Raw genomic sequence first — 22,816 nt, forward strand, 5'->3', positions numbered from 1 at the left:
CTGTTGTCACCCGTCACACCACCTGCTCCCTTGCTCATTCCCCCATGCCACAAGCCATGCGTTTTGTGCTGCCCCTGCTCGGCACGCTGATTGCAGGCCTCCTGCTCACCATTCAGCCCGCCATCGCCCTGGCCAGCCAGGGGGCCGCTCCCGTGGACCCGGCTGTCTTGGCGAAAGCCGTGGATCAGATGGAAGAGCTCGATCGCATGCGCATCTCCCTCGCCTCATCCCTTGAGGGCAGCACGGAAGAGCCCTCCATGAACACCATGCGCGACGTGTGCATGCCCGTAGGCAAGAGAGCCGTGGAAATTGGCCGGGAGAACGGCTGGACTGTGCGCCAGGTGGCCAGCAAATACCGCAACCCCGACCACGCCCCCATCGGCACCCAGGAGAGCGAGGTGATTGATCTCTTCGCCAAGCACCCCGAAATCCATGGGCTCTGGGAGCCAGCCAGCGCTGAGCAGGGAGCAGGCGTGAACTACTACCGGCGGATCGATGTGCAGCCCAGCTGCCTGGCCTGCCATGGCAGCCGAGACAGCCGGCCCGCCTTCGTGAAAGACAAGTATCCCCAGGACAAAGCCTTCAACTTCAAGCCAGGAGACCTGCGAGGCATGTACGCCGTCTACATCCCTGAAGTTCAGCCTGCGCTGGCGGCGCAGAGGCCGATGGGCTGAGCAAGCGTCATCACGGTTTGCCAGCGCTTGGATAGCCCTTCACAAGGGCTTCTCTCGCAGCCTGTCGATCAGATCGCGTCCAGGGCAGCGCCAGCTGCTGGCCTTGATCCACCAGGCGCTATCCAAGCGGCGACTACGACAGACCGCATCCCGGGTGGAACGCCGAGCGTCTCGCACCTTGAGCCAAAACCACCAGGAGTAGTGCTGCGGTAGTGCGAAATCGGCAGATCTAGCGGAACAGATCTATCTTGCTGCCAATCCAGGGATTCATCAGACCCTCAGGCGCACTGGCTTCAGCATGCGTGAGCTCCTCCAGACAGTTCGAACAGGGCTGCGGCAGCGCCTCAAGGCGGGCTTCGATGCACCCCCCGAGACGGCTCCGTTCGTCTACGTGACAGCTATTCGCTCCGACGCCGGCCTGACCCGCTCTCTGGCGGGCATCACGCTGATCTCGCGGGCGATCGGCTTCGATCTCGACGCAGCGACCCTCTATTCCAGCGACTGCAGCAGCGCCACGTATCACGCGCAGCACAACAGCAAGCCCGTCGCCCTTGCCGTGGAAGTCTGCCCGCCGCGCCAGACGGTATCGATTGCCGTGTCCGGCCACGACGATGCCGACACCTATGCCCTGTTTCTGGAGGCGGATGCACGCCTGTTCGGAGCCTGCTGATCCGGGCTGATCGCCCGTTCAGGCCGCCTTGAACTGCTGCAGCTGCGCTTCAAGCCGCTGTCTGAGGCGCCCCTGCACCAGATGACACAGCTCATCCACCAGATCACCCTCCGCCTGCCAGATCGTGCGAGCCCCATCGCGATCGCAGCGCACCAGCCCAGCCCGCTGCAACTGCCCGAGCTGCCGACTGATGTGCGACTGGGAAAAGCCAGTTGCCTCGATCAGCGTGGCTACATCGGTGGGCCCCTGCTTCAGATGGCAGAGCAACTGCAGCCTGGCCGGCTCGCTCAGGATCCGAAAGAACTGGCTGTACTCCTCAAGCAGCTGAGGAGACGGCATGGACCCTGGGGCAGCCATCACTATCACCTATGACGATAGACGCATTATGCCCGCATCAACCCCGATGGATCCACGCCGGTTTTGGGACAACCGCTACGCCGAAGCGGACTGGGCCTATGGCTGCGAGCCCAATGACTTCCTCCGGGAGCAGGCACAGCAGCTGCAGACCGGCGAGGCCCTTTGCCTGGCGGAGGGCCAGGGCCGTAATGCTGTGCACCTGGCGACCCTCGGACACAGCGTCACAGCACAAGACCTCAGTCCGGTGGGACTGAACCGGGCGGAACGACTGGCGCAGGAACGCGGCGTGGCGATCCACTGCCTCTGCTGCGACCTGAACGACCTCCAGCTCGAACCGGAGAGCACCGACCTGGTGGTAGCGATCTGGATGCACCTGCCGCCAGACCTACGCGCCCGGGTACATGCCGATGCGGTCCGCGCACTGCGCCCTGGAGGCCACCTGATCCTGGAGGCCTACACCCCACGCCAGCTGACTCTTGGCACCGGCGGCCCACCGACGGCAGATCTTCTGATCGAACCCGATCAGTTGCGCCTGGAACTGCAAGGGCTGGACTGGCTGGTGCTGAGGGAGCAGGAACGCTGGATCGAGGAAGGTCCATACCACCGCGGCCAAAGCGCCGTGGTGCAGGCGCTCGGCCGCAAGCCCCAGCGCAACTGAGCAGATCCACCCATTGCGGCAATGGGGCTATGCGTGTATCGTCATACCAGTGTGTGACCGATTGCTCATGCCTGCGTCCACCGCCGCTGCGACCACCGTCTCCCTCGCCGCGGCGGCTGGCGGCGGCAACCTGCTGTTCCGCCAGCTCTTCGATGCCGCCACCGGCACCTTCACCTATCTCTTGGCTGATGTGTCCAGCCGCCAAGGCGTGCTGATCGACTCGGTGTTCGAGCAGCACAGCCGCGACCTCTCCCTGATCCATGAACTGGGCATCGAGCTCGTGGCCTCGATCGACACCCACGCCCATGCCGACCACGTAACCGGCAGCTGGTTGATGCACGAGGCCACCGGCTGCGCCATTGGCTTATCCGCTGCGGCCCGCGCCGACAACGTGACCCTGCCCCTGCAGCACGGCGATCGCGTGGCCTTCGGCAGCCGGTTTGTGGAGGTGCGCAGCACCCCTGGCCATACGGACGGCTGCATCAGCTTCGTGCTCGACGACCAGTCGATGGCCTTCACCGGCGATGCCCTACTCGTGCGGGGCTGCGGCCGTTGCGACTTCCAACAGGGCAACGCCCACACCCTCTGGAGCTCCATCACCGAGCAAATCTTCAGTCTTCCCGACAGCTGCCTGCTGTATCCCGGACATGACTACACCGGCCGCACGGTGTCGTCGGTAGCGGAGGAAAAAGCCTTCAATGCCCGCCTCGGCGGCGCCGCCACCGAACGGGACTTCGTGGGCCACATGGAAAACATGAAGCTTCCTCACCCCCACAAGATCGCCGAGGCTCTGCCCGGAAACATGCGTTCCGGCAGGCCACGGCAAGCGGAAGCCCGCAGCGCCTGGGCCCCCGTGCAACGCAGCTATGCCGGACTGCCCGAGCTCTCACCCGCCTGGGTGGCCGCCCACCTGCCGGAGCTCACGATCCTGGATGTGCGCGCGCCGGAGGAGCTGCAGGGGCCTGATGGCTACATCAGCGGCAGCCTCAACATCCCCCTGCCGGAACTGGAGCAGCGCCGTCAGGAGATCCCAAGCGGAAAACCGGTGGTGGTGGTCTGCCACTCCGGCAGCCGCTCGGCCCTGGCCACGCAGCAACTGCTCAAGGAGGGCATCGCCGACATCGCCAATCTGCGCGGCGGCTTGAGCCGTTGGTGCGATGAGGGCTACCCCCTGGCCGGCGCCGTTGCGCTCTGAGCCACGTCCTGTTTCTCCACCTCACTCTTGTTGTCATCCGATGACCACCAGCATTTCCGCCCAAGACCTCGCCGATCAACTGGCCAGCAAGCGCATCACGGTGATTGATGTGCGTGAACCGATGGAATACGCCAGCGGCCATATCGCCGGCAGCATCAACGTGCCCCTGAGCCGCCTGCACCAGGCCGACCTCCCCCAGGGCCCCCTCGTGCTGGTGTGCCAGAGCGGCAATCGCAGCGCCCAGGGCCTCAACCGCCTGCTCGATCGCGGCCATCCCCATCCTGTGGTGGATCTGGCCGGCGGCCTACCCAACTGGCAACAAGCCGGCTACCCGGTGCGCAAGCTCAAGAATGCGCCCCTGCCGTTGATGCGTCAGGTGCAGATCGCCGCTGGATCGCTGATCTTGCTGGGGCTGATCCTGAGCAACGTGGTGGCGCCCGGCTGGATCGCCCTCACCTGGTTTGTGGGCGCTGGCCTCACCTTCGCTGGGGTGAGCGGCTTCTGCGGCATGGCCCGGCTCCTGGCGGTGATGCCCTGGAACAAGGTGTCGATCTGATGGCCCTGAGCGCACTGCTCCTACTGGGCCTCGGCGGAGGCCTGATCGGCTTTCTGCTCTCGGTGCTCGGTGCTGGCGGCTCGATCCTGCTGCTGCCCCTGCTGGTGAGCGGCGCAGCGTTACCCACCCGCGAAGCCGTTCCTCTCTCCCTCCTGGTGGTGATGCTGCTGGCCCTGGCCAACCTGGGGCCCTATGTGCGCCGCGGCCAATTCGCCCTTCGCCCCGCCCTGATCCTTGGGGTGCCCGCCTTGGCTGGCAGCTGGCTGGGGGGCAGCTGGGTGAAGGCCGGCCTGATTGCGGAATCCGTGCAGCTGGGGGTGTTCACCGCCGCGGCCCTGGTGGCCTCGTGGCTACTCACCCGCAACTCCTCCCAAGCCGCAACCGTGAAAGCCAGGCCGGCACTCCTGGCCATTCAAGGGGTGCTCGTGGGCCTGCTCACCGGCATCGCGGGCGTGGGCGGTGGCTTTGCGATCGTGCCTGCCCTGGTGCTGTTGGCGGGATTGCCGATGCAGCTCGCCAGTGGCACCAGCCTGCTGCTAATTGCCGTGAATGCCCTGGTGGCCCTCGGCGCCCTCGGCCACTGGCCGGCCCAGAGCCTGCCGCTGATGCTGCCCCTGCTCGCCGGCGGTGCCCTGGGGGCCGTGGTCGGTCAACGTCTCGCGCCCCATCTCAGCGATCGCCGCCTACGCCAAGGGTTCTCGATCCTGCTGATCGGGTCAGCCCTGATGAGCGGCCTGGAGGCCTGGAAGCGCCAGCCAGCCGCCGAGCGCGAGGAACAGGCCCAACAAACGGTGCCACAACGTTCGGCTGCACGCCGCGACCCCCTCCTCTGATCCACAACCATGAGCGAACGCACCTTCCGCTTCCGGCTGCGCAGCAGCCATCGCCCACCCGAGCGCAGCACCACCGATCTCGTGGTGGAGTTCCTGAGCGACTCGGGCCTCTGGGAGCCGCAGCAGCTCAGCCTCTCCATGCCGGGCTTTCGGATCTATCTGATCTCGCTGCTGCTCTGCCAGCACTTCTATTTGGTGGCCAACGCTCGTGAAAAAGGAATCGCCCTGCAGCAGGTGCAGGCTGATTTCAAGGTCACCACCAGCACTGACTGGATCATCGAGCACGTGGACGGGGATTTCCGCATCCGGCTCGACCAAGACGCCAGCGCCAACGAAGAAGCGATCTCCTACATGCAAGAGCGCATGAAGCTGTGTCCGATCTCGAAAAACCTGCCGGACTCGGTTGGCAAAACCATCAACGTCACAACCATGGCTTAAGCCATCGAGAATCAAGCTGATCCGCTGCTGATCAGCCCATGCCTGAGCCAACCACGCAGCCCATCAAGCATTGCCCGCGCTTCCCGGAGCACTGCTCCCTGGAGTGCATGGAGCGGATGCGAGCCGAGTTCGGCAGCTACACGCTCAATGAGCCCCCGTTTGAAGAGTGGTGCCCGATGGCGAAGGCCCTGCGGCTGCAAGAGGAAGACCGCCGGCGCTTTGAGGCCGAGCAGCTCAAGGCTTTGCACCGCCGAGAATTCCCGGACGACCTGGCGGAGTGATCCTCAGGCCGCCGCCAGCGGCGCCGATTCCACCAGGGCCGGCGCCAGGCGCAGGCAGGTGTCGCCGGCAGGAACCTCGATCAGGTTGGCCTGACGGATCTTGGAGATCATCCGGGTGGTGGTGACCCGAGTCGCCCCGATCAACTCGCCGATGCGCTCGTGGGTGAGGCGGAACGGCAGATCGCACCAGTCGCCACAGCGGCGCCCCAGGCGGCGCACCAACAGGCTGAGCAGGGCATGCAGGCGTTGCTCGGCGTTGCCGAGATGGCGAATGCGCAGCAGCTGCAGCGTCCACTCATTCACAGGGTCAAAACCGCCCTCGGCAGCGGGCACCGCCTCGGTGCTGAACAGCAGCGGCGTGAGGGCTTCCACGCACACCCCTTCACTGCAGAGACGATCGGTGCGCAGCTGATCGCCGGGCTGAAGGAAAGCCAGGGTCATGCCCTCGGTTTCCTCACAGGGGCAATACACACGGGCCATGCCCTCCAGCACCTCGATGCAGCTGCCCTCGGGGCGCAGGGAGGGATCAAGCAGCACGGTCTGCCCCACCGGCATGCGCACGGCATTCACGGGGGACTCGGGGAGGAAACGGAAGCTCATGGACCCAGCCAAAGCAGGGGCTAATTGCGAATGCGTCGCAATGTAGAGAAGCTCGGCGCTTTTTGCAAGCGATTCTCAATAACAACTAGCAACTGCGAAGGCTCGTGCCTGGGTGAGCACAAAAAAGCCGCCTCGAGCGGGCGGCTCGGGCGGCGTGTGCCGTGCTGAGCGGGCGCCAGCCCGCCTACAGCGCCGGGAATTACTTCCAGCCGTTGCGCGCCATCAGCTGCACGGCTGCCTTGTTCTTGGCGCCCATCTGCTCCGCCGACACGCTGTCGGACTTGAACGTGCCGAAGCGCTTCAGGATCGGGTTATTGCCGTAGCCCTTCAGCGGATATTCGTTGTTGGCCTCGGCGTAACCGCGGCCACCGGTGGGTGAGGCCAGAAACTCAATCAGCTTCAGAGCGGCCTGGGGGTTTTTGGAGGTTTTCACCACCCCAGCACCCGAGATGTTCACGTGCGCCGGATTGGTGAACACCACCTTCACCTTGCCCGCCATCGCCTTGTCGGCAGCGCCGCTATCCCCCGACAGCATCCGAGCCAAGTAATAGGTATTCACCAGGCCCACGCCGCACTCGCCATTGGCCACAGCGCGGATCAAGGGCGTATCGGACGTGAAGTAAGGCTTGGTCACATTGGCGGTCATCCCCTTCACCCACTTCGCCGTGGCGGCATCGCCCCGCAGGATCATCTGATCCGCCACAAGCGACTGGTTGTACACGCTCTTGCTGTCGCGCAGGCAGAGCTTGCCTTTCAGGGCCGGATTGGCCAGGTCGGCGTAGGTGCGGATGCTGGCTGGATTCACCAGCTTGGGATTCACCACCGGCACCCGCACCCGGCGGGTCAACCCAAACCAGCGGCCCTTGCTGTCACGCAGATTGAGCGGCACATCACGCATCAGCGTGGCGGAGGGGCTGGGGCGAAACAGACCCATGTCGGAAGCCTTGTCGAGCCGCGCGGCATCCACCAGCACGAGCACATCGGCTGGGCTGTTCTTGCCTTCGGTGCGCACCCGCTCGATCAGGGCGTCATCCTTGGCCTCCAGCAGCTTCACCTTGATCCCGGTGCGGGCGGTGAACTGGCGGTAGAGCTCTTTGTCGGTGTTGTAGTGACGCCCGGAGTACACACCGATCTCCTGGCTCTGGGCCTGGGCTGTCTCCACGCCGATCGCCGCAATGGCTGCACCGGTGGCACTCACCGCCAACAGAGCAAGGGCACCAAGCGATTCGGGCTGGCGCAGGGATCGCAACACGGGGAACTTCAAGGGGGGCAAATCGTGCATGTGGGCACTATGGCCAGCAGAAAGTGCCCTCCAGAGGGGCAGCGATCATTGCCCACCCGCGGGTGTGACTTTTGTCACACCAAAAGGTGCAAAGCCCAAGCCCCGTAGGCTTTTTGCCCATGGTTCCCCTTCCCGCACAGGCCCCATCCCGCAGTCCTCAGCGCAGCCTGCTGGCGGTGGGCGTGCTGTTGCTGTGCGCCCTGGCCCTGGCGCCGGTGTTGAGCCTGGGCTGGTTTGCCTTCGATGCCGGTGAGGGCTCCCGCTTCGACCTGGGCTACGGCGGCGCCGAGCAGATGCTCAACACCCTTGCCCTGGTGGCCCTGGTGGGTCTACTCACCGCCCTGCTCGGCACCGCCACCGGCTGGCTGACGGCGCGATGCGCCTTTCCAGGCCGGCGCTGGCTGCGCATCGCCCAGCTCTTGCCTCTCGCCACCCCCAGTTATCTGCTGGCCGCCACCTGGATTGATCTCGGCAGCCGGTTCGGTGTGCGGGTGCATGGCTTCACCCCCACCTTGATCGTGATGGTGCTGAGCACCTACAGCTACGTGTTTCTGCTCTCCACCGAGAGCTTCTCGGTGAGCGGGCGCCGCCAGCTGGAGGCCTGCCGCAGCCTTGGGGTTGGCCCCTGGGGGAGCTTCTGGCGAGTGGCTCTGCCCATGGCCCTGCCGGCCATCGGCGCTGGCGTGGCTCTGGGAGGCATGGAGGTGGTGAACGAGCTCGGTGCTGTGCAGCTGCTCGGTGTACCGACGCTCTCCACCGGCATCCTCAACCGCTGGCAGCAAGATGGCGATCCCCAGGGTGCCGTGGCCCTGGCCCTGATGGCGCTGGTGATCGTGGCGCTGCTGGTGGGCGCGGAGCGCAACCTGCGCCAGCGCAGCCGCTGCTGGAATCTCGGAAACGATGGCGATGCCGACCCCCAATGGCGCCTCGTGGGGCAACGGCGCTGGCTGAGCCAGGGCCTCTGCCTGCTTCCGCCCTTGATCACCTTGGGGCTTCCGGTGATCTGGGCTGGGTTCAGCTGGGATCAGATCCGTACAGAAGACACCACAGAGCTGCTGGCTCTCGGGAGCCGCAGCTTCGGTTTAGCCCTACTGGCTGCAGCCCTCACCGTGGGCTGCGGCCTGCTGCTGGCCATCGCCAAGCGCTGGATTCCCAATGCCGTCTTGCAGCGGCTCACCTTCATCGCTGGCCTCGGCTACGCCATCCCCGGCACGGTGCTGGCCCTGGCCCTGATGCTGATCGGCGGCCCCCTGGCGCTCGCGCCCCTGCTGCTGCTGGTGTGGGGTTACAGCGATCGGTTCCTGGCTGTGTCGAAGGGCGGACTCGACGCCGCCTTGGAGCGGATTCCCCCCAGCGTGGATGAAGCGGCCACCTCCCTGGGCAATAGCTGGCTGGGGGTGTTGCAACGGGTGCACCTGCCCCTGCTGCGCGGCCCCCTGCTGGTCGGGGGCCTGCTGGTGTTCGTGGACACGGTGAAGGAACTGCCGCTCACCTTTGCCCTACGCCCCTTTGATTTCGACACCCTGGCCGTGCGCGTGTACCAATACGCCAGCGATGAACGGGTGGGTGCAGCCCTGGTGCCGGCCCTGTTGATCCTGGCCCTGGGCATCCTGGCCGCCATGGCCCTGATCCCCAACCTGGAGCGCTTGGAGCGCAGCTGAGCAAGGGTTCTCCCTCAGCCCCGCCACCACTGCTGCACCACCTCAGGCGTGCCATACCAACGGGTGCCAAAGGCACCCCCGTGGGCCACGCCCGGCAGGGTGATCAGCTCCGAACCGCGCAACAGGGCTGACTGCACCGGCACCAGGCCATCCCCCTCCAGATCACGGCGGCCGGCAATGGCCTGATAGGAGCCCGGAGCCATGCGCTGACTGAGGGCAGAGCCATCCGTCTCAGCCAGCGCTCCAGCCACCGAGATGTAGTGCACCTGATCGGCGAAGCAGGCGCCGGGGTAGCGGCGATCCACCATCTGCCGCAGCGGTGTGGCCCGCACCGCCGTGTGGGGACTCCCCAGGGTGTACAGCCGATCGGTCCAGCGCTTGCCGTTGTAGGTGCGGCCGGCGAAGGCTTCATCCGCCAAGAACAGGCGGAGCATCACGCCTCCGGAACTGTGGCCGATCAGCGTGACCTTGCCGGTGGCTGAACGGGCCGCCAGAGCTTCTGCCTGTGCCGCCGCCCGATCCAAGAGGCGCCGCCAACCCCAGGCCCACGAGGTGAGCAGCCAATCGAAACGGTTGGCCGGCACCAGCTCAACTGGCTGCTGCGTCTGCTGCCTCAGCCAGCTGCACATCGGCTGATAGGCCTCTTCGGTGATCAGAAATCCCCCCAGGATCAGCACGGGTTGAGCAGGCACGTGTGGCGCTGGCAGTTGACAGGGTCTATGGTGATGGAGTGAACCGATCGGCGAGCACCAACGCGCCGCATCCCTTCACGCCTGATCCGCTCTCCCTTGAGAGGGAGTTTGAACGGCATCCGTTCTCAAGACAACCGTCATCTCGGTTGTGATCGAGGCAAAGCGACAGATAACTCAACGCGCAACAGAACCATGACGATTCACATCCCCACGCACAAACCTCAGACCACCTCTCATCGCCCCAAACCCCAGCATCAGCACCCATCGCCCCACCAACCCACCACCTGGGAGGAGCTGCTTGGTCGGCGCTGAATCCGCGCACCTGCAGCCCACTGACCCAGTCGCTTGAATGGCGGCTGGTTGATCAGTCTCATGGATCCTCACTGGTTGAAACTGCGTTGGCCCATCACCGTGTTGGCGCTTGGCGCCATGCTGATGGGCCTTCTATCGCGCAGCAGCCAGCACCCGATCCAGTTGCGTCTGGTGCTCAGCTTTGCCGAACCGCTCACGCTGTCCGGACAGGTGAAAGGCCTACTGGACATGCCTGACCCGGTGGACATGCGCCATGCCGGTGGCGTGAAGGTTCAGGTCACCGAGCAGTCGCCGGTGAAGCTGAGCGTGAACAACCCCAAACCCATTCAGGTGGAGGTCAGTAATCCCAATCCAATTCAGATCGACATGAGTGAACAGCAACCCATGGAAGTGGATGTGCAGCCCAAAGCACCGGTGAAGGTGAAGATCGGCCTGTGAACCGGGCCAACTCTCGTTAGCGTGCGACCAGCGCTATACGCACTGATGGCTCCGGAGCGGTTCTTCCTCGAACTCACACCACCCACCGAACTGCTCAGAAACGCAGCCCATGTGGTGATCGTGGGAGGCGGCTTCGCTGGCCTTAAAGCAGCCCACGCCCTCGCGGGCAAAACCGTGCGGGTCACCCTGATCGACAAACGCAACTTCAACCTCTTCCAGCCACTGCTCTATCAGGTGGCCTCAGGTCTGGTGTCGCAAACGGATGTGGCCTCTCCGCTGCGCATCATGTTGGGGCAGGCTCCCAATGTGCAGATCTTGATGGGAGAGGTGGAAGACATCGACACCTCGGCCCAAGAGGTGATCTTCAACGATCGTCGACTGCACTACGACCACCTGATCGTGGCGGCCGGTGCCACCAGCAGCTTCTTCGGGCACGACGAATGGGGGCAGTTCGCCACGCCGATGAAATCGCTCGAAGATGCCTATGGCATCCGCAAGCGAGTGCTGAGCGCCCTCGAGGAGGCTGAGCAAACCCCGGATCCCACCAGGCGACGCCTGCTGCAGTCGGTGGTGGTGGTGGGAGGCGGCCCCACCGGCTGCGAGTTGGCGGCCTCCCTCAACGACCTGATGCGCCACACCCTGGAGCGGGATTTCAAACAGATTGATCCCAACCTCTGCAAGGTGACGCTGGTGGATCCCGGCGATCGCGTCCTGCGGGCCATGGATCCCCAGCTCTCCAAGGCCGCCGGCGAGCACCTCAAGCGCTCCGGGGTGGAGATGCTGCTGGGTGGGCGCGTCAAAACGATTGAAGAGAACAAGCTGGTGGTCACCACCAGCGATGGTGAAGTGACCCTGGAGGCCGGCACGATCTGTTGGACCGCTGGTGTGGCGGCCTCACCCCTGGGCAAGCTGTTGGCCGAGCGCACCGGCTGCAGCGTGGATCGCGGTGGGCGCCTCCCGGTGGAACCGGATTTCTCGATCCCCGGGCATCCCGAGATCCGTGTTGTCGGCGATCTCTGCAGCTACAGCCACACCAAAAACGGCAAACCACTGCCCGGCATGGCCGGCCCGGCCGTGCAGATGGGGGGCTGGGTGGCCAAAGACATCCTCGCCAAGTTGCAGAACCAGAGCCATGCGCCTTTCGTCTTCACCGATTTCGGCACCATGGCGGTGGTGGGACCGCTGTTCGCGGTTGCCGATCTACGGGGCTTGAAGTTGAGCGGCCCCCTGGGCTGGCTCCTCTGGGGATTGGCTCACCTGGCCTTCATCCCCGACAACGAAAACCGGATCACCCTGCTCACCAAATGGCTGTGGCTGATCGTCACCCGCGAGCGCTCGGCCCTGGTGATCACCGAAGCGCCTTCATGAGGCAGGCGCCATCGGTTCGTCGGCGATGTCCTTGAGGGCGTGATACACGGGCTTGTCCACCAGCAAACGACTGACAGAGGCCGCCAAGACAGATGCCAGGAGCAGTCCTGGCAAGAGTTGCTGATCGCCGGCCAGGCGTACAGCGAAGAGCACCGCCATCACCGGCAACTGCGTCGCACCGGCCAAGCCCGCCACCATGCCCAGAGCCAACCCCATCTGGGGCACCATGCCGGCATCACCGAGGCTTCGGCCGAGCACAGCTCCGAAGGCAAAGGACGGATCAATCAGACCGCCGGGAATACCAGAACCCAGTGCGAGCACAGGACCAATCACGCGCAGCACCAGGGTGAACAGATCCCCGAGCAGTCCGGGCAGCAGGGCATTGGTTGGTGATCCTCCTTCGATCATCTGCCGCATCAGCAATTCGCCATCGCACCCGGAGGCACCGCCGCTGAGAAGCAGAAACACGCTGAGGCAGACCCCCAACAGAAGGCCCAGACGCAGCGGTTGACGCTGCAACAGCGAGCGGAAGCGACGTGTGACTTGCAACAGGGTGCGTGCGAACACGGCCCCAAGGGCTCCCGCCACCAAACCGATGGGCAGAGCCCAGCCGAGCTGGATCAACTCGGCTGGAGCCACACCCACCATGCCAAGCGCAAATTCCGGCTGACCTACCGCACTGCTCACCGCCGCGGCCAGAGCACTGATCACCAGCGCCGGCCAGATCAGCCGCATCGAAAACGTTCCCAGAAACTCCTCAGCCACAAACACCACACCCATCAATGGGGTGTTGAAGCCACCAGCCAGACCCGCGCCACCAGCCACCGCCATCAGATCAGCCTGACTCAGATCCGCCAGCCAACGGGGGAAGCGACGTCGGAGCCAGTAGGCCGCCGAGGCACCGATCTGGACCACGGGGCCCTCGCGGCCCAGAGGCATCAAGCTCAGGCTGGCAAGGGTCCAGAGGAGCAGACGCTGCAGGCTCGGAATGAGGCCGAGCAGCTCACCCGCTTGCTCCGGGTGCTCCAGGCTGGTCATGGTTTGAGGGATGCCTGACCCCTTGCCGCGGCTCAAGATGCCGTGCTGCAGAAGCATCAAGAGCGGAAAGACCACCACTGGCGAACAGGCCAACAGCACCGTGAGGGGCCGCCAGCCTGAGCCACTGAAGGCAGGCAACAGGCCCAGCAACTGATCACCCCAACGATCCACCAGGTTGAACGGCCAGCACAGCAAGCCCACAAACAATCCGAGCAACCCGAGCTGGACCAGCCGCCGGATCAGCGCGTTCAAGCCTTTCATCGTTGCTGCCGTCAAGAGCTTGCTGCCGTCAGGAGAGCCGTTTCTGAACGCGCCCAAGGATCAGCGCAATCAAGATGGCTACGTATAGCTGACCAGCAATGGTGATCACATTGGCGATCACCTGAACGGTGACGTTGCTGGGCGTGAGCACGGATGTTCCCACCGTGGTGAGCAACCCGAACGATGCCGCCATCAGCGCCGGAGCCACAGCCACGCTGGCCACCGCACCGGCGGACATCGCGGGCAGAGCCGAAGCAACGAACGCCGAGGGCTGCAACACCCACATGGCCGTGAGCAGCACACCACCGGCGATCCCCACAGTGAGATATCCCGAAGCTGCGCCGAGCACCACCGATGTGGTCACGAAGGGTTCACGGATCAGCGACTTCACCTTTCGCACCACCGCCACCAGCAGGAACAGCACCCACACCACGACGTGCGGCGTGGTGAGAGCCCGGCCCAGGGACGGACTCCAGAACAAGGCTGCATGCCAGATCACCTCCATGGCGATGGCCGTGCAGCCAAGGCCATACATCAAAGGCCTGGTGCGGCGGAGCGCTGAATAGCGGCTCACAAACACCATGAACACAGTGGCCTGACCGATCAGCAGGAGTGACAACAGCAAGGTGATCTGCTGGGCCACCGGCAGCAAGAGCAGCAGGAGCAACTCGTAGACGAGCGTGATCCGATACCCGAGATGACGGAGCCTGATCCGCTGCAGTTGTTCGCGACTGATCCTCAACGCCGCCTCACAGACCGGGGCTGCTCTGCATGATGCCGCCGTCGGCAAAGATGCTGGTGGCGGTGATGTAGCTGGCAGCGTCGCTGGCGAGGAAGGCCACCACCTTGGCGATCTCCTCAGGCTGGGCCATGCGCCCCATCGGGATGGCGGCGTTGAGCTTGGCCAGCAGCTCCGGGTTGTTCATCGTGGAGTCGTTGATCGGCGTAGCGACTGCACCGGGGCCCACGTTCACGATCGACACACCCTTGGAGGCCAGCTCCACACCGGCGGTGCGGGTGAGCATGCGCACACCGCCTTTGGCCACACAGTATGGGGTGTTGTTGGGCATCGGCCAGTCCTCGTGCACCGAGGAGATGTTGATGATGCGGCCGCCGCTGCCCTGGGCGATCATCTGCTTGGCGGCGTACTGCGTGGCGAAGAACACACCGCGCAGATTCACGTTCAGAACTTTGTCGAAATCCTCGGGGGTGGTGTCGAGGATGGAGGTGCGGGTTTCGATGCCGGCGTTGTTCACCATCACGTCGAGGCGGCCGTAGCGATTCACCGCTTCCTGCACCAGCCGCTGCAGGTCGTCGAGGTTCGCCACATCGGCTTGCACGCCAAAGCAGCTGCCGCCCAGCTCACCGATCTCCTCTTCGATCGCCTCGGTGGCCTCGGGGTGGGAGCGGTAGTCGATCACAACCTTGGCGCCCAGGCGCGCCACCACTTCCACAATCGATTTACCGATGCCGCTATTGCCTCCAGTCACGATGATCACCTTGCCCTGGAGCAGGTTGGAGAGGGTCTCAAGGGCGTAGGGATTGATTGAGGTCATGGCGATGGCAGCCGCCTGCAGCGGAGTACTGGGTGGACGCTAGGAGGGATGCGTCATCCTGCCTGCGATCTGCAACACCCAATGTGTGCTCAGGCGCTCACATGACAGAGCAGTGACATTCCCGGCAGGTTCCCTACGGTGAAGTCACCGTTTCGAGCCGCTTGTCGATGTCCACCGGTGTGATCCGCAGAGCTATTCACAGCGACCGTTTTCCCAAGCCTGTGGCGTCGTACAGCCAAGGCTTCCAAATGGGCAACATGCTGTTCATCACCGGACAGCTGCCGGTGGATCCCACCACCAATCTCAAGGTGGGCGACGGCGACATCACCCTGGAATCAAGGCAGGTGATGCGGAATATGCAAGCGGTGCTGGAGGAAGCGGGTTTCGGCTTCGAGCACCTGGTGAGCGCCACTGTTTATCTCACCGACATCAACAAGCTCGACACCTTTGATGCGGTGTGGCAGGAGTATTTCCCCGACCCCACGGCTTATCCCTCCCGTGCCGTGGTGGAGGTAGCGGCCCTGGTGCTGGGTATCCAGCTGGAGATCTCTGCCATCGCCATCAAAGACTGAGGGCATCAGCCATGAGCGATCCATTCAGTCTGGCTCCTCAACCGGAGACCTATTGGCATCTCTGGACCGGTGACGACGGCATCAGCCGCCAACAGCAGTGCACCATCGGCGATTTCCAACTCGGGCAGCTGGGCCCTGGCGATTCCCCCCAGTTCTCACGGCCCCTGTTCGATCAGGGCAATGCCTTCGTCACCTACCTGCCGGTGGGATGGACAGCCGACTGGCACGAAAACCACGTGCCCAAATGGATCTATGTCTTGCGGGGTGCCTGGTCGGTGCAGAGCATGGACGGGCAGATCGCGATTATGCGCGCCGGCGAATACTCCTTCGGTGGTGATCAGGGCTGCATCGCGACATCGGAAGGCCATCAGGGGCATCTCTCTGCCCAGGTGGGTGATGAGCCCTGCGTTCAGCTGATCATCCAGCGCAATGACGACGCCTGGCGGCAGGCCCCGCCGGGCTTCTTCCAATGAACCAACCCTCCAGCTGCACCGAGAGCTACGACCCGCGCTTCGAGCCCCTGGTGCTGTTCAATGCCGAGCTCGAACTGCTGGCGGAGGGCTTCCGCTGGCTGGAAGGCCCTGTGTGGTTCGGCGACCAGCGCTGCCTGCTGTTCAGCGACATCCCGGGCAACCGCACCCTGCGCTGGAGCGAACAGCATGGCGTCAGCACCTTTCTAGAGCCGTCGGAGTTTGCCAACGGCCAGACGCGCGATCGCGAAGGCCGGCTGATCCAGTGCCATCACCGCAGCCGTTGTCTCACGCGCCTGGAGCACAACGGCAGCATCGCCACGCTGGTGTCGCAGGCCAATGGCCGTCGCCTCAACGCCCCCAACGATGTGGTGGTGAAGAGCGACGGCTCGATCTGGTTCAGCGATCCGCTCTACGGCCTGATGAACGACTACGAGGGCGGCCGCCAGTGCTCCGAACAACCGCCAGCCCTCTACCGACTCGACCCCAACAGCGGCCAGATCGATGCTGTCGCCACGGATTTCGACGGCCCCAATGGCCTGGCCTTCTCCCCTGATGAACAGCTGTTGTATGTGGCCGAATCCGGCGCCCCAGGTGCCCCTGAGCCCCGCCAGTACATCCGCCGCTTCCAGGTGAATGGCGATGGTCGCAGCCTCAGCGGCGGTGAGATCTTCCACAGAATCAGCCCGGGCTGGGCTGATGGCTTCCGTGTGGATGAGCACGGCAACCTCTGGTGTGGCGCCGCCGATGGCGTGCATGTGATCGCACCCGATGGCGTCCTGATCGGCAAGGTGCTCGTGCCCAAGCGCGTGTCGAACCTTTGCTTCGGCGACCGCTACGGCAGCCGTCTCTTCCTGTGTGCCTCCACCGCGATCTACAGCCTGTTCACCGCCACCCGCGGCGCCACCTGGCCGCACTGAATCACAAACACTTCATCCCGACCAGCTCATCTCATTCCCCTCCTGCTCGCAACCACCATGGCCAACCCGCAGCTCGAAACCTTCCTCAAGCAAGTGAAAGGCGATCCAGCGCTGCTGCAGCGTTTCAGCGCCTGCCCCAACCTCAACGCCATTGCCGCCCTGGGTGCTGAGCATGGCTTCAGCTTCAGCGGTGTGGATCTGGTGAAGCACCAGGCCGAAGCCACGCTGCGGCTCAGCGAGAGCGATCTAGAAGCGGCCGCCGCCGGAGTGGAGCTGGAGGGGCACCTCTGGCTCATGAAGATTGTGTGGGGCTGATCCAACGATGCGCAACATTGCCGCCCTTGAACTCGCCGACTGCCGCCGCATCGCCGCTGCTGCAGAGGCGATCGCCGCTCAACACCAGGCCACGGTGAGCCTGGCCATCTGTGATGCCGGGGGCCATCCACTCCTGGTGGTGCGGCTTGATGGTGCTAGCCCCTCCAGCACGGCTGTGGCCATGGCCAAAGCGCGGATGGCTGCGCTGAATGGCAAAGCCACGGCCGATCAGGAGGCCGCCATCAATGGCGAGCGTCCGGCCCTGCTGCAACTGGCCGGTGTGTTCAAAGAATCGGCGGTGGCCATGGGCGGCGGCCTGCCGCTTCTGCAGAACGGCACCTGCATCGGAGCCGTGGGCGTGTCAGGAATGACACCCGATCTCGATGGCGCCATCGCCGCCGCTGCCGCGGCGGCTCTCCAGAGCAATCCCGGCTGAGATCCACCGATGACCACGCCTCACATCCGCAGCCTCGGCTTTACCTCCGGCGATGCCGAGGCCCTGGCCAGCTTCTACACAAGCTATCTGGGCTGCCGCCGCCAGGAGTGCTTAGAGCTCGAGGCCGGCTCCTACGCCGAACTGATCGGTCTCGCCGGCAGCCGGCTCAAAGTGCTGCGGCTGCAGCTGGGCACCGAACAGCTTGAACTGCTTGAGGTGCTGGAACTGGGCCCGGACCTGCGCCCCGGCCGCGCCATCCCGACCGATTCCCGCAGCAACGACCTCTGGTTCCAGCACATCTGCATCGTCGTGGACGACCTGGCCGCCGCTGCAACGCCAGTGCAGACCTTGATCCAACAGGGGCGGTTGCAAAGCATCTCCAGCTCCCCGCAGACCCTGCCGAGCTGGAACGAGGCGGCCGCAGGGATCCAGGCGTTCAAGTTCCACGACCCCGAAGGACATTGCCTTGAGCTGCTGCAGTTTCCAGGCGACAAGGGCGAACCGCGCTGGCATGAGCCCACGGCGGAATCACCGTTTCTCGGCATCGACCACAGCGCTATTGCCAATGCCGACACGCCACGCAGTTGCCGTTTCTACGAAGAACTCCTGGGACTGCGCCTCGGTGGCGATGGGGTGAACAGCGGCATCGAACAGGACCATCTCGATGGCCTGACGGACACAAGGGTGCGGATTACGGGCCACCGCTGCCCCGAAGGTGCTGGCATCGAATGCCTCAACTACCTGCAACCCGGGGACGGTCGGCCCCTACCGGCCGACCAGAACAGCGCAGACATCGCCCATTGGCAGATCCGCCTTGAGGTGAGCGATCTGGAAGCCATTGCCTCCCAACTGGAGAGTTATGGCGGCAGCTGGGTGAGCCCTGGCATCGTGGATCTCTCCGGCGAGCAGGCCACTGCCCTCGGCTTCAGCCAAGCCCTGCAGATCCGCGATCCCGACGGTCATCAACTGCAGGTCGTGTGCAGCTGATCACAGCTCTGCTGCGCTTCTGCACCACCCCTCTACCTTTCAGCCAACCCTGTGACCCCCATGAACATCACCGTTGTGGAGCTGCTGGTGCCGGCGGCGCCATCCCCCTTCGCCCAGGCGGCGTTATTGCTGCTGCGGGTGTTCATGGGCATCTGCTTCATCCGCCACGGTTGGCCGAAGCTGCGCAACCTGCAGACCTGGGCTCAGATGCTGAAAACGCCAGCCTGGCTGTGCTTCCTCTCGGCCGGCTCGATGTGGGCAGGTGGCATTGCTCTGCTCGTGGGCTTTCTCACCCCACTGGCCTCGTTCGCGATTCTGGTGTCGATGGCCTACGCCATGGTGCTGGAAATCAAGAGTGGTTTCCCCTTCATCGCCGCTGACCCCTATCTGATCCCCGAGGGTGACTACGCCGGCCCGATGGGCGTGGGTGAGCCACCCAGCTGGGAGAAGGCCGCGATGTATGTGGTGATGTGCCTGGTGCTGATCTGCTGCGGCGGCGGGATGCTGTCACTCGACACCCTGCTGCTCGAAGACCTGCTGCGGATTTGGCTGGGGGTTTGAATCCGTAGTCCCTAACCGCACCAACCGCCAGCGGTTCTTACCTGAACGCTTGGCGGCATACATGGCCTGATCAGCGCAGCGCAGCAACTCTGCTTCGCTGCAGCTGAAGCCTTCGCCCTGGGCATCACTGCGCAGCACGACACAGCCGATGCTGGCCGTCACCCGCATCTGCGTGTCGTCGTAGACAACAGGCTCGGCAATCACGGTCACGAAGCGCTCAAGCGCCGTCTCCACCAAGCCACGCACGGAGCCCTGGCTGAGCAGTAGCACGAACTCATCGCCCCCGAGTCGTGCCACAAAGTCACGATCTCGCAAGCTGGCCTGCAACCGCCGCGCCACCGCCACCAGCAGCTGATCGCCGGCATCATGCCCAAGGCCGTCGTTGATCTCCTTGAACCCATCGAGATCCAGCAGACAGAGGGCCAATTCAGACGACTCCTTGCGCTGCAGGAGGCTCCAGCGATGCTCCAGCTCCCGCTCGAAGCCGCGGCGGTTAGCAATCCCCGTGAGCGCGTCCACCGATGCGGCCGTGGCCAGCACCCGGTTCTGACTCTGCAGCAGTGCGCGCTCACGCTGATGTTGCCACCGCAGCCACAGCGCCACCGCCGCCAGCAGCGCCATCACCAGCAACACGGCCATCACGGTGAGTAGAGCAATCTGCTGGCCGAGTTGACGCAACAGTTGCTGAGTGGGTGTCGACCAGCTGCGGATCTCGAGGCTGCCGATCACCCCACCGGCCTCCAGGGGGGTGCGATGCCGCTGCTGATCTGAAGCAACAGGAAGTTCGGCCGCGAAGCTCAGCCTTGGCTCCTGATCGGGAGCCTGGCGCTCCAGTTGCACAAGCAGGCGTCCGCCAGAATCTCGCACCGCCAGCAGCGCCAGGCTGGAATCAGCCATGGCCTGGCGCAGGTGCGACTCGAGCGACGCGAAATCTCGGCTCACCAGATGATCCACCACCGCGATCGCAAGACCACGCGAGAGCGCCTGAGTGGTGCGCCTCTGGCTGAGGTCCACCATCGAGCGCGAGCGCTCATAGCCGATCAGCCCCAAGCCTCCCGCCACAACAGAAACCAGCACCAGAGCGCTGAGCCAGCCCCGCTGGGGAAGGTGCTTCCATCGCTGCTGCAGCGTTTGCATCGGCAATCAGCCGGAGGGATCAGCGGGGTCAACCAACTGCTGGAGCTGCAATTGCTGTAGGGGCTGGTAATCGCGCTGGTGATCACTGGCCACCGGCTGGGGCAACTGAACGGCGTTCAGCAGGGGGGCTGCCTTGGGGTCAGCCGCCAGAGACAGCCAAGCCTTCACCAGCCGGTCGGTTTCTGCCGCCGGCAGATCACGGCGGGCTGAGAAGGGGTGAGCCGGATACCCCGGTGTGGTGTAGAGAACGCGGAGCATGTCGCGCAGCTCCTGCGGTTCGCGCCTGAGGGTGTTGTTCACGCCGCCGCCGGCGGCCACCTGCTGGATCGCAACGGCCCGGTAGACGTTGGAGTGAGTCTTGAGATAGTCGGGCTTGAAGGGAATCCCGAGGGCATGCAGATGAGCCCGGATCAGCAGTGAGGCGGCAAAGGCGTTGGGTGAAGGAAAGGCGATCGTGGCACCGGCCAGCTGAGGCAGGGCCTTGATAGGGCTGTCGTTGCGCACCAGCAGAATCCCCTTGAGCAGGGTTTTGCCGTCCCTGACCAAGGGCTGATAGCGCTGCTGCACCATCCATTGGTGGTAGGGATTCATGAAGGCATAGGCATAGCTGCCCTGCTGCAGTCCTTGCTCAAATGTGGGAATCGAGGCAGGCACCACCAGGTCGAAGCAGATGCCGGCCCTTTGGCCGAGCTGTTGGAGCAGGGGCCTCCAGCGGCTGTACAACTCCGCCGGGGGCAGCTGGGGCACGATGGCCACGCTGCGGGGTTGGCGGGCCTGGGCCTGATCACCAACACAAACCGAGGGCTGAGCGGCCTGCTGCGAGCCATCTGCAGATTGGGAACGCTGCTGCAGAGGGGCTGGCATGCGACATCCCCACAGCAGCAGCAGGGACGCCAGAGCGAGCAGCGGCGTACCACGCATCACATCACTCCCAGCCGTTCCTTGAGGTGATGGCCGACGCGAATCGCGTTGGCGATGGCGGTGAGCGAGGGATTCACAGCACCGATGCTGGGGAAAAAGCTCGTATCCACCACGTAGAGGTTATCCAGCTCATGGGCCTTGCAGTTCACATCGAGCACGGAAGTGGAGGGATCGGTGCCGAAACGGCAGGTGCCAGCCTGGTGTCCAACAGCAGCGATGCCCATCGGGTTCTTGATATAGATCTGGCGCTCAATCAGATGGTTCTTCAGGTAAAGCTTGTCGAGCATTCCCTGCAAGCGCCCCCAGAGCCGGTTGGCAGAGGTTTGATTGTTCACCGTGTAGTTGAGATGAATGTGACCTGCCGAATCAATCGTGACGCGATTATTCGGATCGGGGAGATCTTCGGTGGTCAGCCAGAAATCAAGGGCATGCTCAGCAATCTGATCCATCGACCAGTTGGGCATCAGGAAGGTTTCCAGCGGCGCATAGCCCTTCATAATCGCCCCACGGGTCTTACCAGTCATCTGGATATTGCCCATGGGGTAGTCGTAATCGGCATCGCCGAAATACCAATCATTGATCGAGATCGTTTTCTGGAAGATGGTGGGGTTAGGCTCATGGGAAAGAGCCACCGCGGCCTTGCTGTTGTGGAACATGTAGTTGCGGCCCACCTGGTCGGAACCATTGGCGAGACCGCGCGGATGCCGATCGTTCGCCGACATCAACAGCAGGCGGGCCGTGTTGGCCGCGCCACAGCTCACCACCACGAGATCAGCCGAGTAGCGCAGCTCCTCGCCATCGCGCACCAGTTCAACCCCCGTCACCGTGGTACCGGCTGCATCCGTCACCAATCGCTTCACTTCCGCGCGGGTGAGTAGCGACACATTGGCGCTGGCGGCCAGAGCAGGGCGCACACCGCACACTTCGGCATCCCCTTTGGCATGCACCAGACAGGGGAAGCCATCACAGTTGTTGCAACGCCGGCAACGGCTATAGGGCATGTTGCTCTCATCGAGCATCACCCCGCTAGGTGCGTGGAACGGATGCAGACCGGCACTGCGCAGATCCTCCGCGAGCTTCTGAATCCGCGGCTCGTGGGAGATGGGCGGATGGGGATACGGCGACGAACTGGGGGGATCGGTGGGATCTTCACCGCGGAGGCCATGCACGTGGTACATCGCCTCAGCCTGCTGATACCAGGGCTCGAAATCGCTGTAGCGCAGAGGCCAGGCCGGCGAGATGCCGTCGTGATGCTCCAGCGCCTCAAAATCGCGCTGACGCAACCGGAAGTGATGGGCGCCATACATCTTGGTGGCACCGCCCACGAAGTAGTGGGTCCCTGGCTGGAAGGGATTGCCCTTGCTGTCGTACCAGATGTCCTTACTGAGATAACGCCCCTTCTGGAACACCTCCTCGGCGTCCCAGTTCTGCGCTTCCTGCGGTAACCAGTCGCCGCGCTCGAGGATCAGGATGCGAAGCCCCGTGGGAGCCAACACTCGGGCCAGGGTGCCGCCGCCAGCACCGCTGCCGATGATGATCAGATCGAAGTGGCTGGCCTGAGGCTTCTGCAGCTGACCGAGCGACTGGAGTAGATCCACAGAACAATGATCACTGCCTGCAAGTTAGA

General features: G+C 64.1%; 28 protein-coding genes. 18 read left to right on the top strand and 10 right to left on the bottom strand.

Annotation, left to right across the window (positions count from 1 at the left end; translation table 11 throughout):
- The first annotated feature begins 44 nt into the window (after positions 1-44).
- Entirely contained in the window at positions 45-674 is a 630-nt protein-coding gene (locus tag H9532_RS00410; RefSeq protein ID WP_296364660.1) for a DUF3365 domain-containing protein, read from the top strand.
- 298 nt (positions 675-972) lie between these two features.
- Complete coding sequence (locus H9532_RS00415; protein WP_296364662.1) at positions 973-1,344, top strand: hypothetical protein; 372 nt, start codon at positions 973-975, stop codon at positions 1,342-1,344.
- A gap of 18 nt (positions 1,345-1,362) precedes the next feature.
- Here H9532_RS00415 and H9532_RS00420 read toward each other — a convergent pair whose 3' ends face one another.
- On the bottom strand, positions 1,363-1,701 hold the full coding sequence (locus tag H9532_RS00420; RefSeq protein WP_136643897.1) for a metalloregulator ArsR/SmtB family transcription factor: 339 nt from the start codon (positions 1,699-1,701) through the stop codon (positions 1,363-1,365).
- Positions 1,702-1,729: 28 nt separating this feature from the next.
- Here H9532_RS00420 and H9532_RS00425 point away from each other — a divergent pair, with 28 nt between their 5' ends.
- The 6 genes from H9532_RS00425 to H9532_RS00450 all read left to right on the top strand — a co-directional run bounded on the left by H9532_RS00425 (position 1,730) and on the right by H9532_RS00450 (position 5,662).
- Positions 1,730-2,359, top strand: coding sequence for a class I SAM-dependent methyltransferase (locus tag H9532_RS00425; RefSeq protein WP_296364669.1), 630 nt, complete (start codon positions 1,730-1,732; stop codon positions 2,357-2,359).
- A 67-nt stretch (positions 2,360-2,426) separates the two neighbouring features.
- Positions 2,427-3,554, top strand: a complete 1,128-nt coding sequence (locus tag H9532_RS00430; RefSeq protein ID WP_296364672.1) for a rhodanese-like domain-containing protein — start codon at positions 2,427-2,429, stop codon at positions 3,552-3,554.
- 40 nt (positions 3,555-3,594) lie between these two features.
- Positions 3,595-4,110: a rhodanese-like domain-containing protein gene (locus H9532_RS00435; protein ID WP_296364674.1), complete on the top strand. Its 516-nt coding sequence runs from the start codon at positions 3,595-3,597 to the stop codon at positions 4,108-4,110.
- On the top strand, positions 4,110-4,943 hold the full coding sequence (locus H9532_RS00440; RefSeq protein ID WP_296364677.1) for a sulfite exporter TauE/SafE family protein: 834 nt from the start codon (positions 4,110-4,112) through the stop codon (positions 4,941-4,943). The genes H9532_RS00435 and H9532_RS00440 overlap by 1 nt, the downstream gene beginning before the upstream one ends.
- 9 nt (positions 4,944-4,952) lie before the next feature.
- A complete protein-coding gene (locus tag H9532_RS00445) occupies positions 4,953-5,381 on the top strand; it encodes a hypothetical protein (protein ID WP_296364679.1) in 429 nt (142 codons plus the stop codon).
- Between the two features lie 38 nt (positions 5,382-5,419).
- Positions 5,420-5,662 carry a hypothetical protein gene (locus tag H9532_RS00450; RefSeq protein ID WP_296364681.1) on the top strand — a complete coding sequence of 81 codons (243 nt, stop codon included), beginning with the start codon at positions 5,420-5,422 and terminating at the stop codon, positions 5,660-5,662.
- A 3-nt stretch (positions 5,663-5,665) separates the two neighbouring features.
- On the opposite strand, the gene H9532_RS00455 is transcribed toward H9532_RS00450, so the two are convergent.
- Together H9532_RS00455 and H9532_RS00460 are read right to left on the bottom strand one after the other, a co-directional pair.
- Positions 5,666-6,262, bottom strand: a complete 597-nt coding sequence (locus H9532_RS00455; RefSeq protein WP_296364683.1) for a Crp/Fnr family transcriptional regulator — start codon at positions 6,260-6,262, stop codon at positions 5,666-5,668.
- Between the two features lie 199 nt (positions 6,263-6,461).
- Positions 6,462-7,535, bottom strand: a complete 1,074-nt coding sequence (locus H9532_RS00460; protein WP_296364787.1) for an extracellular solute-binding protein — start codon at positions 7,533-7,535, stop codon at positions 6,462-6,464.
- Between the two features lie 128 nt (positions 7,536-7,663).
- Between H9532_RS00460 and H9532_RS00465 the strand changes: the two genes are divergently transcribed.
- Positions 7,664-9,205, top strand: a complete 1,542-nt coding sequence (locus tag H9532_RS00465; protein WP_296364685.1) for an iron ABC transporter permease — start codon at positions 7,664-7,666, stop codon at positions 9,203-9,205.
- Positions 9,206-9,219: 14 nt separating this feature from the next.
- Here H9532_RS00465 and H9532_RS00470 read toward each other — a convergent pair whose 3' ends face one another.
- Positions 9,220-9,897 (bottom strand): esterase, encoded by a 678-nt coding sequence (locus tag H9532_RS00470; protein WP_296364687.1) that lies wholly within the window; start codon positions 9,895-9,897, stop codon positions 9,220-9,222.
- Positions 9,898-10,284: 387 nt separating this feature from the next.
- Here H9532_RS00470 and H9532_RS00475 point away from each other — a divergent pair, with 387 nt between their 5' ends.
- Both H9532_RS00475 and H9532_RS00480 read left to right on the top strand, forming a co-directional pair.
- On the top strand, positions 10,285-10,647 hold the full coding sequence (locus H9532_RS00475; protein WP_296364689.1) for a hypothetical protein: 363 nt from the start codon (positions 10,285-10,287) through the stop codon (positions 10,645-10,647).
- Positions 10,648-10,692: 45 nt separating this feature from the next.
- Entirely contained in the window at positions 10,693-12,015 is a 1,323-nt protein-coding gene (locus tag H9532_RS00480) for an NAD(P)/FAD-dependent oxidoreductase (protein WP_296364692.1), read from the top strand.
- On the opposite strand, the gene H9532_RS00485 is transcribed toward H9532_RS00480, so the two are convergent.
- The 3 genes from H9532_RS00485 to H9532_RS00495 are packed head-to-tail and all read right to left on the bottom strand — an operon-like array spanning position 12,010 to position 14,870.
- Positions 12,010-13,314, bottom strand: a complete 1,305-nt coding sequence (locus H9532_RS00485; protein ID WP_296364694.1) for a chloride channel protein — start codon at positions 13,312-13,314, stop codon at positions 12,010-12,012. The genes H9532_RS00480 and H9532_RS00485 overlap by 6 nt on opposite strands.
- A 28-nt stretch (positions 13,315-13,342) precedes the next feature.
- Entirely contained in the window at positions 13,343-14,056 is a 714-nt protein-coding gene (locus tag H9532_RS00490; protein WP_296364696.1) for a hypothetical protein, read from the bottom strand.
- A gap of 7 nt (positions 14,057-14,063) precedes the next feature.
- On the bottom strand, positions 14,064-14,870 hold the full coding sequence (locus H9532_RS00495) for a glucose 1-dehydrogenase (RefSeq protein ID WP_296364698.1): 807 nt from the start codon (positions 14,868-14,870) through the stop codon (positions 14,064-14,066).
- Positions 14,871-15,037: 167 nt separating this feature from the next.
- Between H9532_RS00495 and H9532_RS00500 the strand changes: the two genes are divergently transcribed.
- Genes H9532_RS00500 through H9532_RS00530 form a run of 7 tightly spaced genes read left to right on the top strand, consistent with a single transcriptional unit; the run spans position 15,038 to position 19,131 of the window.
- Complete coding sequence (locus H9532_RS00500) at positions 15,038-15,442, top strand: Rid family detoxifying hydrolase (protein ID WP_296364700.1); 405 nt, start codon at positions 15,038-15,040, stop codon at positions 15,440-15,442.
- A gap of 11 nt (positions 15,443-15,453) precedes the next feature.
- The gene (locus H9532_RS00505; RefSeq protein WP_296364702.1) at positions 15,454-15,915 is read left to right on the top strand and encodes a cupin domain-containing protein; all 462 of its coding nucleotides are present in this window, start codon (positions 15,454-15,456) and stop codon (positions 15,913-15,915) included.
- On the top strand, positions 15,912-16,832 hold the full coding sequence (locus tag H9532_RS00510; protein ID WP_296364704.1) for an SMP-30/gluconolactonase/LRE family protein: 921 nt from the start codon (positions 15,912-15,914) through the stop codon (positions 16,830-16,832). The genes H9532_RS00505 and H9532_RS00510 overlap by 4 nt, the downstream gene beginning before the upstream one ends.
- A gap of 57 nt (positions 16,833-16,889) precedes the next feature.
- Positions 16,890-17,147 (top strand): Nif11-like leader peptide family natural product precursor, encoded by a 258-nt coding sequence (locus H9532_RS00515; protein ID WP_296364707.1) that lies wholly within the window; start codon positions 16,890-16,892, stop codon positions 17,145-17,147.
- A gap of 7 nt (positions 17,148-17,154) precedes the next feature.
- Positions 17,155-17,583, top strand: coding sequence for a heme-binding protein (locus tag H9532_RS00520; protein ID WP_296364709.1), 429 nt, complete (start codon positions 17,155-17,157; stop codon positions 17,581-17,583).
- Between the two features lie 9 nt (positions 17,584-17,592).
- A complete protein-coding gene (locus H9532_RS00525; protein ID WP_296364711.1) occupies positions 17,593-18,570 on the top strand; it encodes a VOC family protein in 978 nt (325 codons plus the stop codon).
- Positions 18,571-18,630: 60 nt separating this feature from the next.
- Positions 18,631-19,131 (top strand): DoxX family protein, encoded by a 501-nt coding sequence (locus tag H9532_RS00530; protein WP_296364713.1) that lies wholly within the window; start codon positions 18,631-18,633, stop codon positions 19,129-19,131.
- Here H9532_RS00530 and H9532_RS00535 read toward each other — a convergent pair.
- The 3 genes from H9532_RS00535 to H9532_RS00545 are packed head-to-tail and all read right to left on the bottom strand — an operon-like array spanning position 19,078 to position 22,787.
- Positions 19,078-20,268: a GGDEF domain-containing protein gene (locus tag H9532_RS00535; RefSeq protein ID WP_296364714.1), complete on the bottom strand. Its 1,191-nt coding sequence runs from the start codon at positions 20,266-20,268 to the stop codon at positions 19,078-19,080. The two genes, H9532_RS00530 and H9532_RS00535, sit on opposite strands and share 54 nt — an antisense overlap.
- A gap of 6 nt (positions 20,269-20,274) precedes the next feature.
- Complete coding sequence (locus H9532_RS00540; protein WP_296364716.1) at positions 20,275-21,189, bottom strand: phosphate/phosphite/phosphonate ABC transporter substrate-binding protein; 915 nt, start codon at positions 21,187-21,189, stop codon at positions 20,275-20,277.
- A complete protein-coding gene (locus H9532_RS00545; protein WP_296364718.1) occupies positions 21,189-22,787 on the bottom strand; it encodes a GMC family oxidoreductase in 1,599 nt (532 codons plus the stop codon). The genes H9532_RS00540 and H9532_RS00545 overlap by 1 nt, the downstream gene beginning before the upstream one ends.
- Between the last annotated feature and the right edge of the window lie 29 nt (positions 22,788-22,816).

Origin of the sequence: Vulcanococcus sp. Clear-D1 (genome assembly GCF_014654725.1) — a bacterium.
Taxonomy (GTDB): domain Bacteria; phylum Cyanobacteriota; class Cyanobacteriia; order PCC-6307; family Cyanobiaceae; genus Vulcanococcus.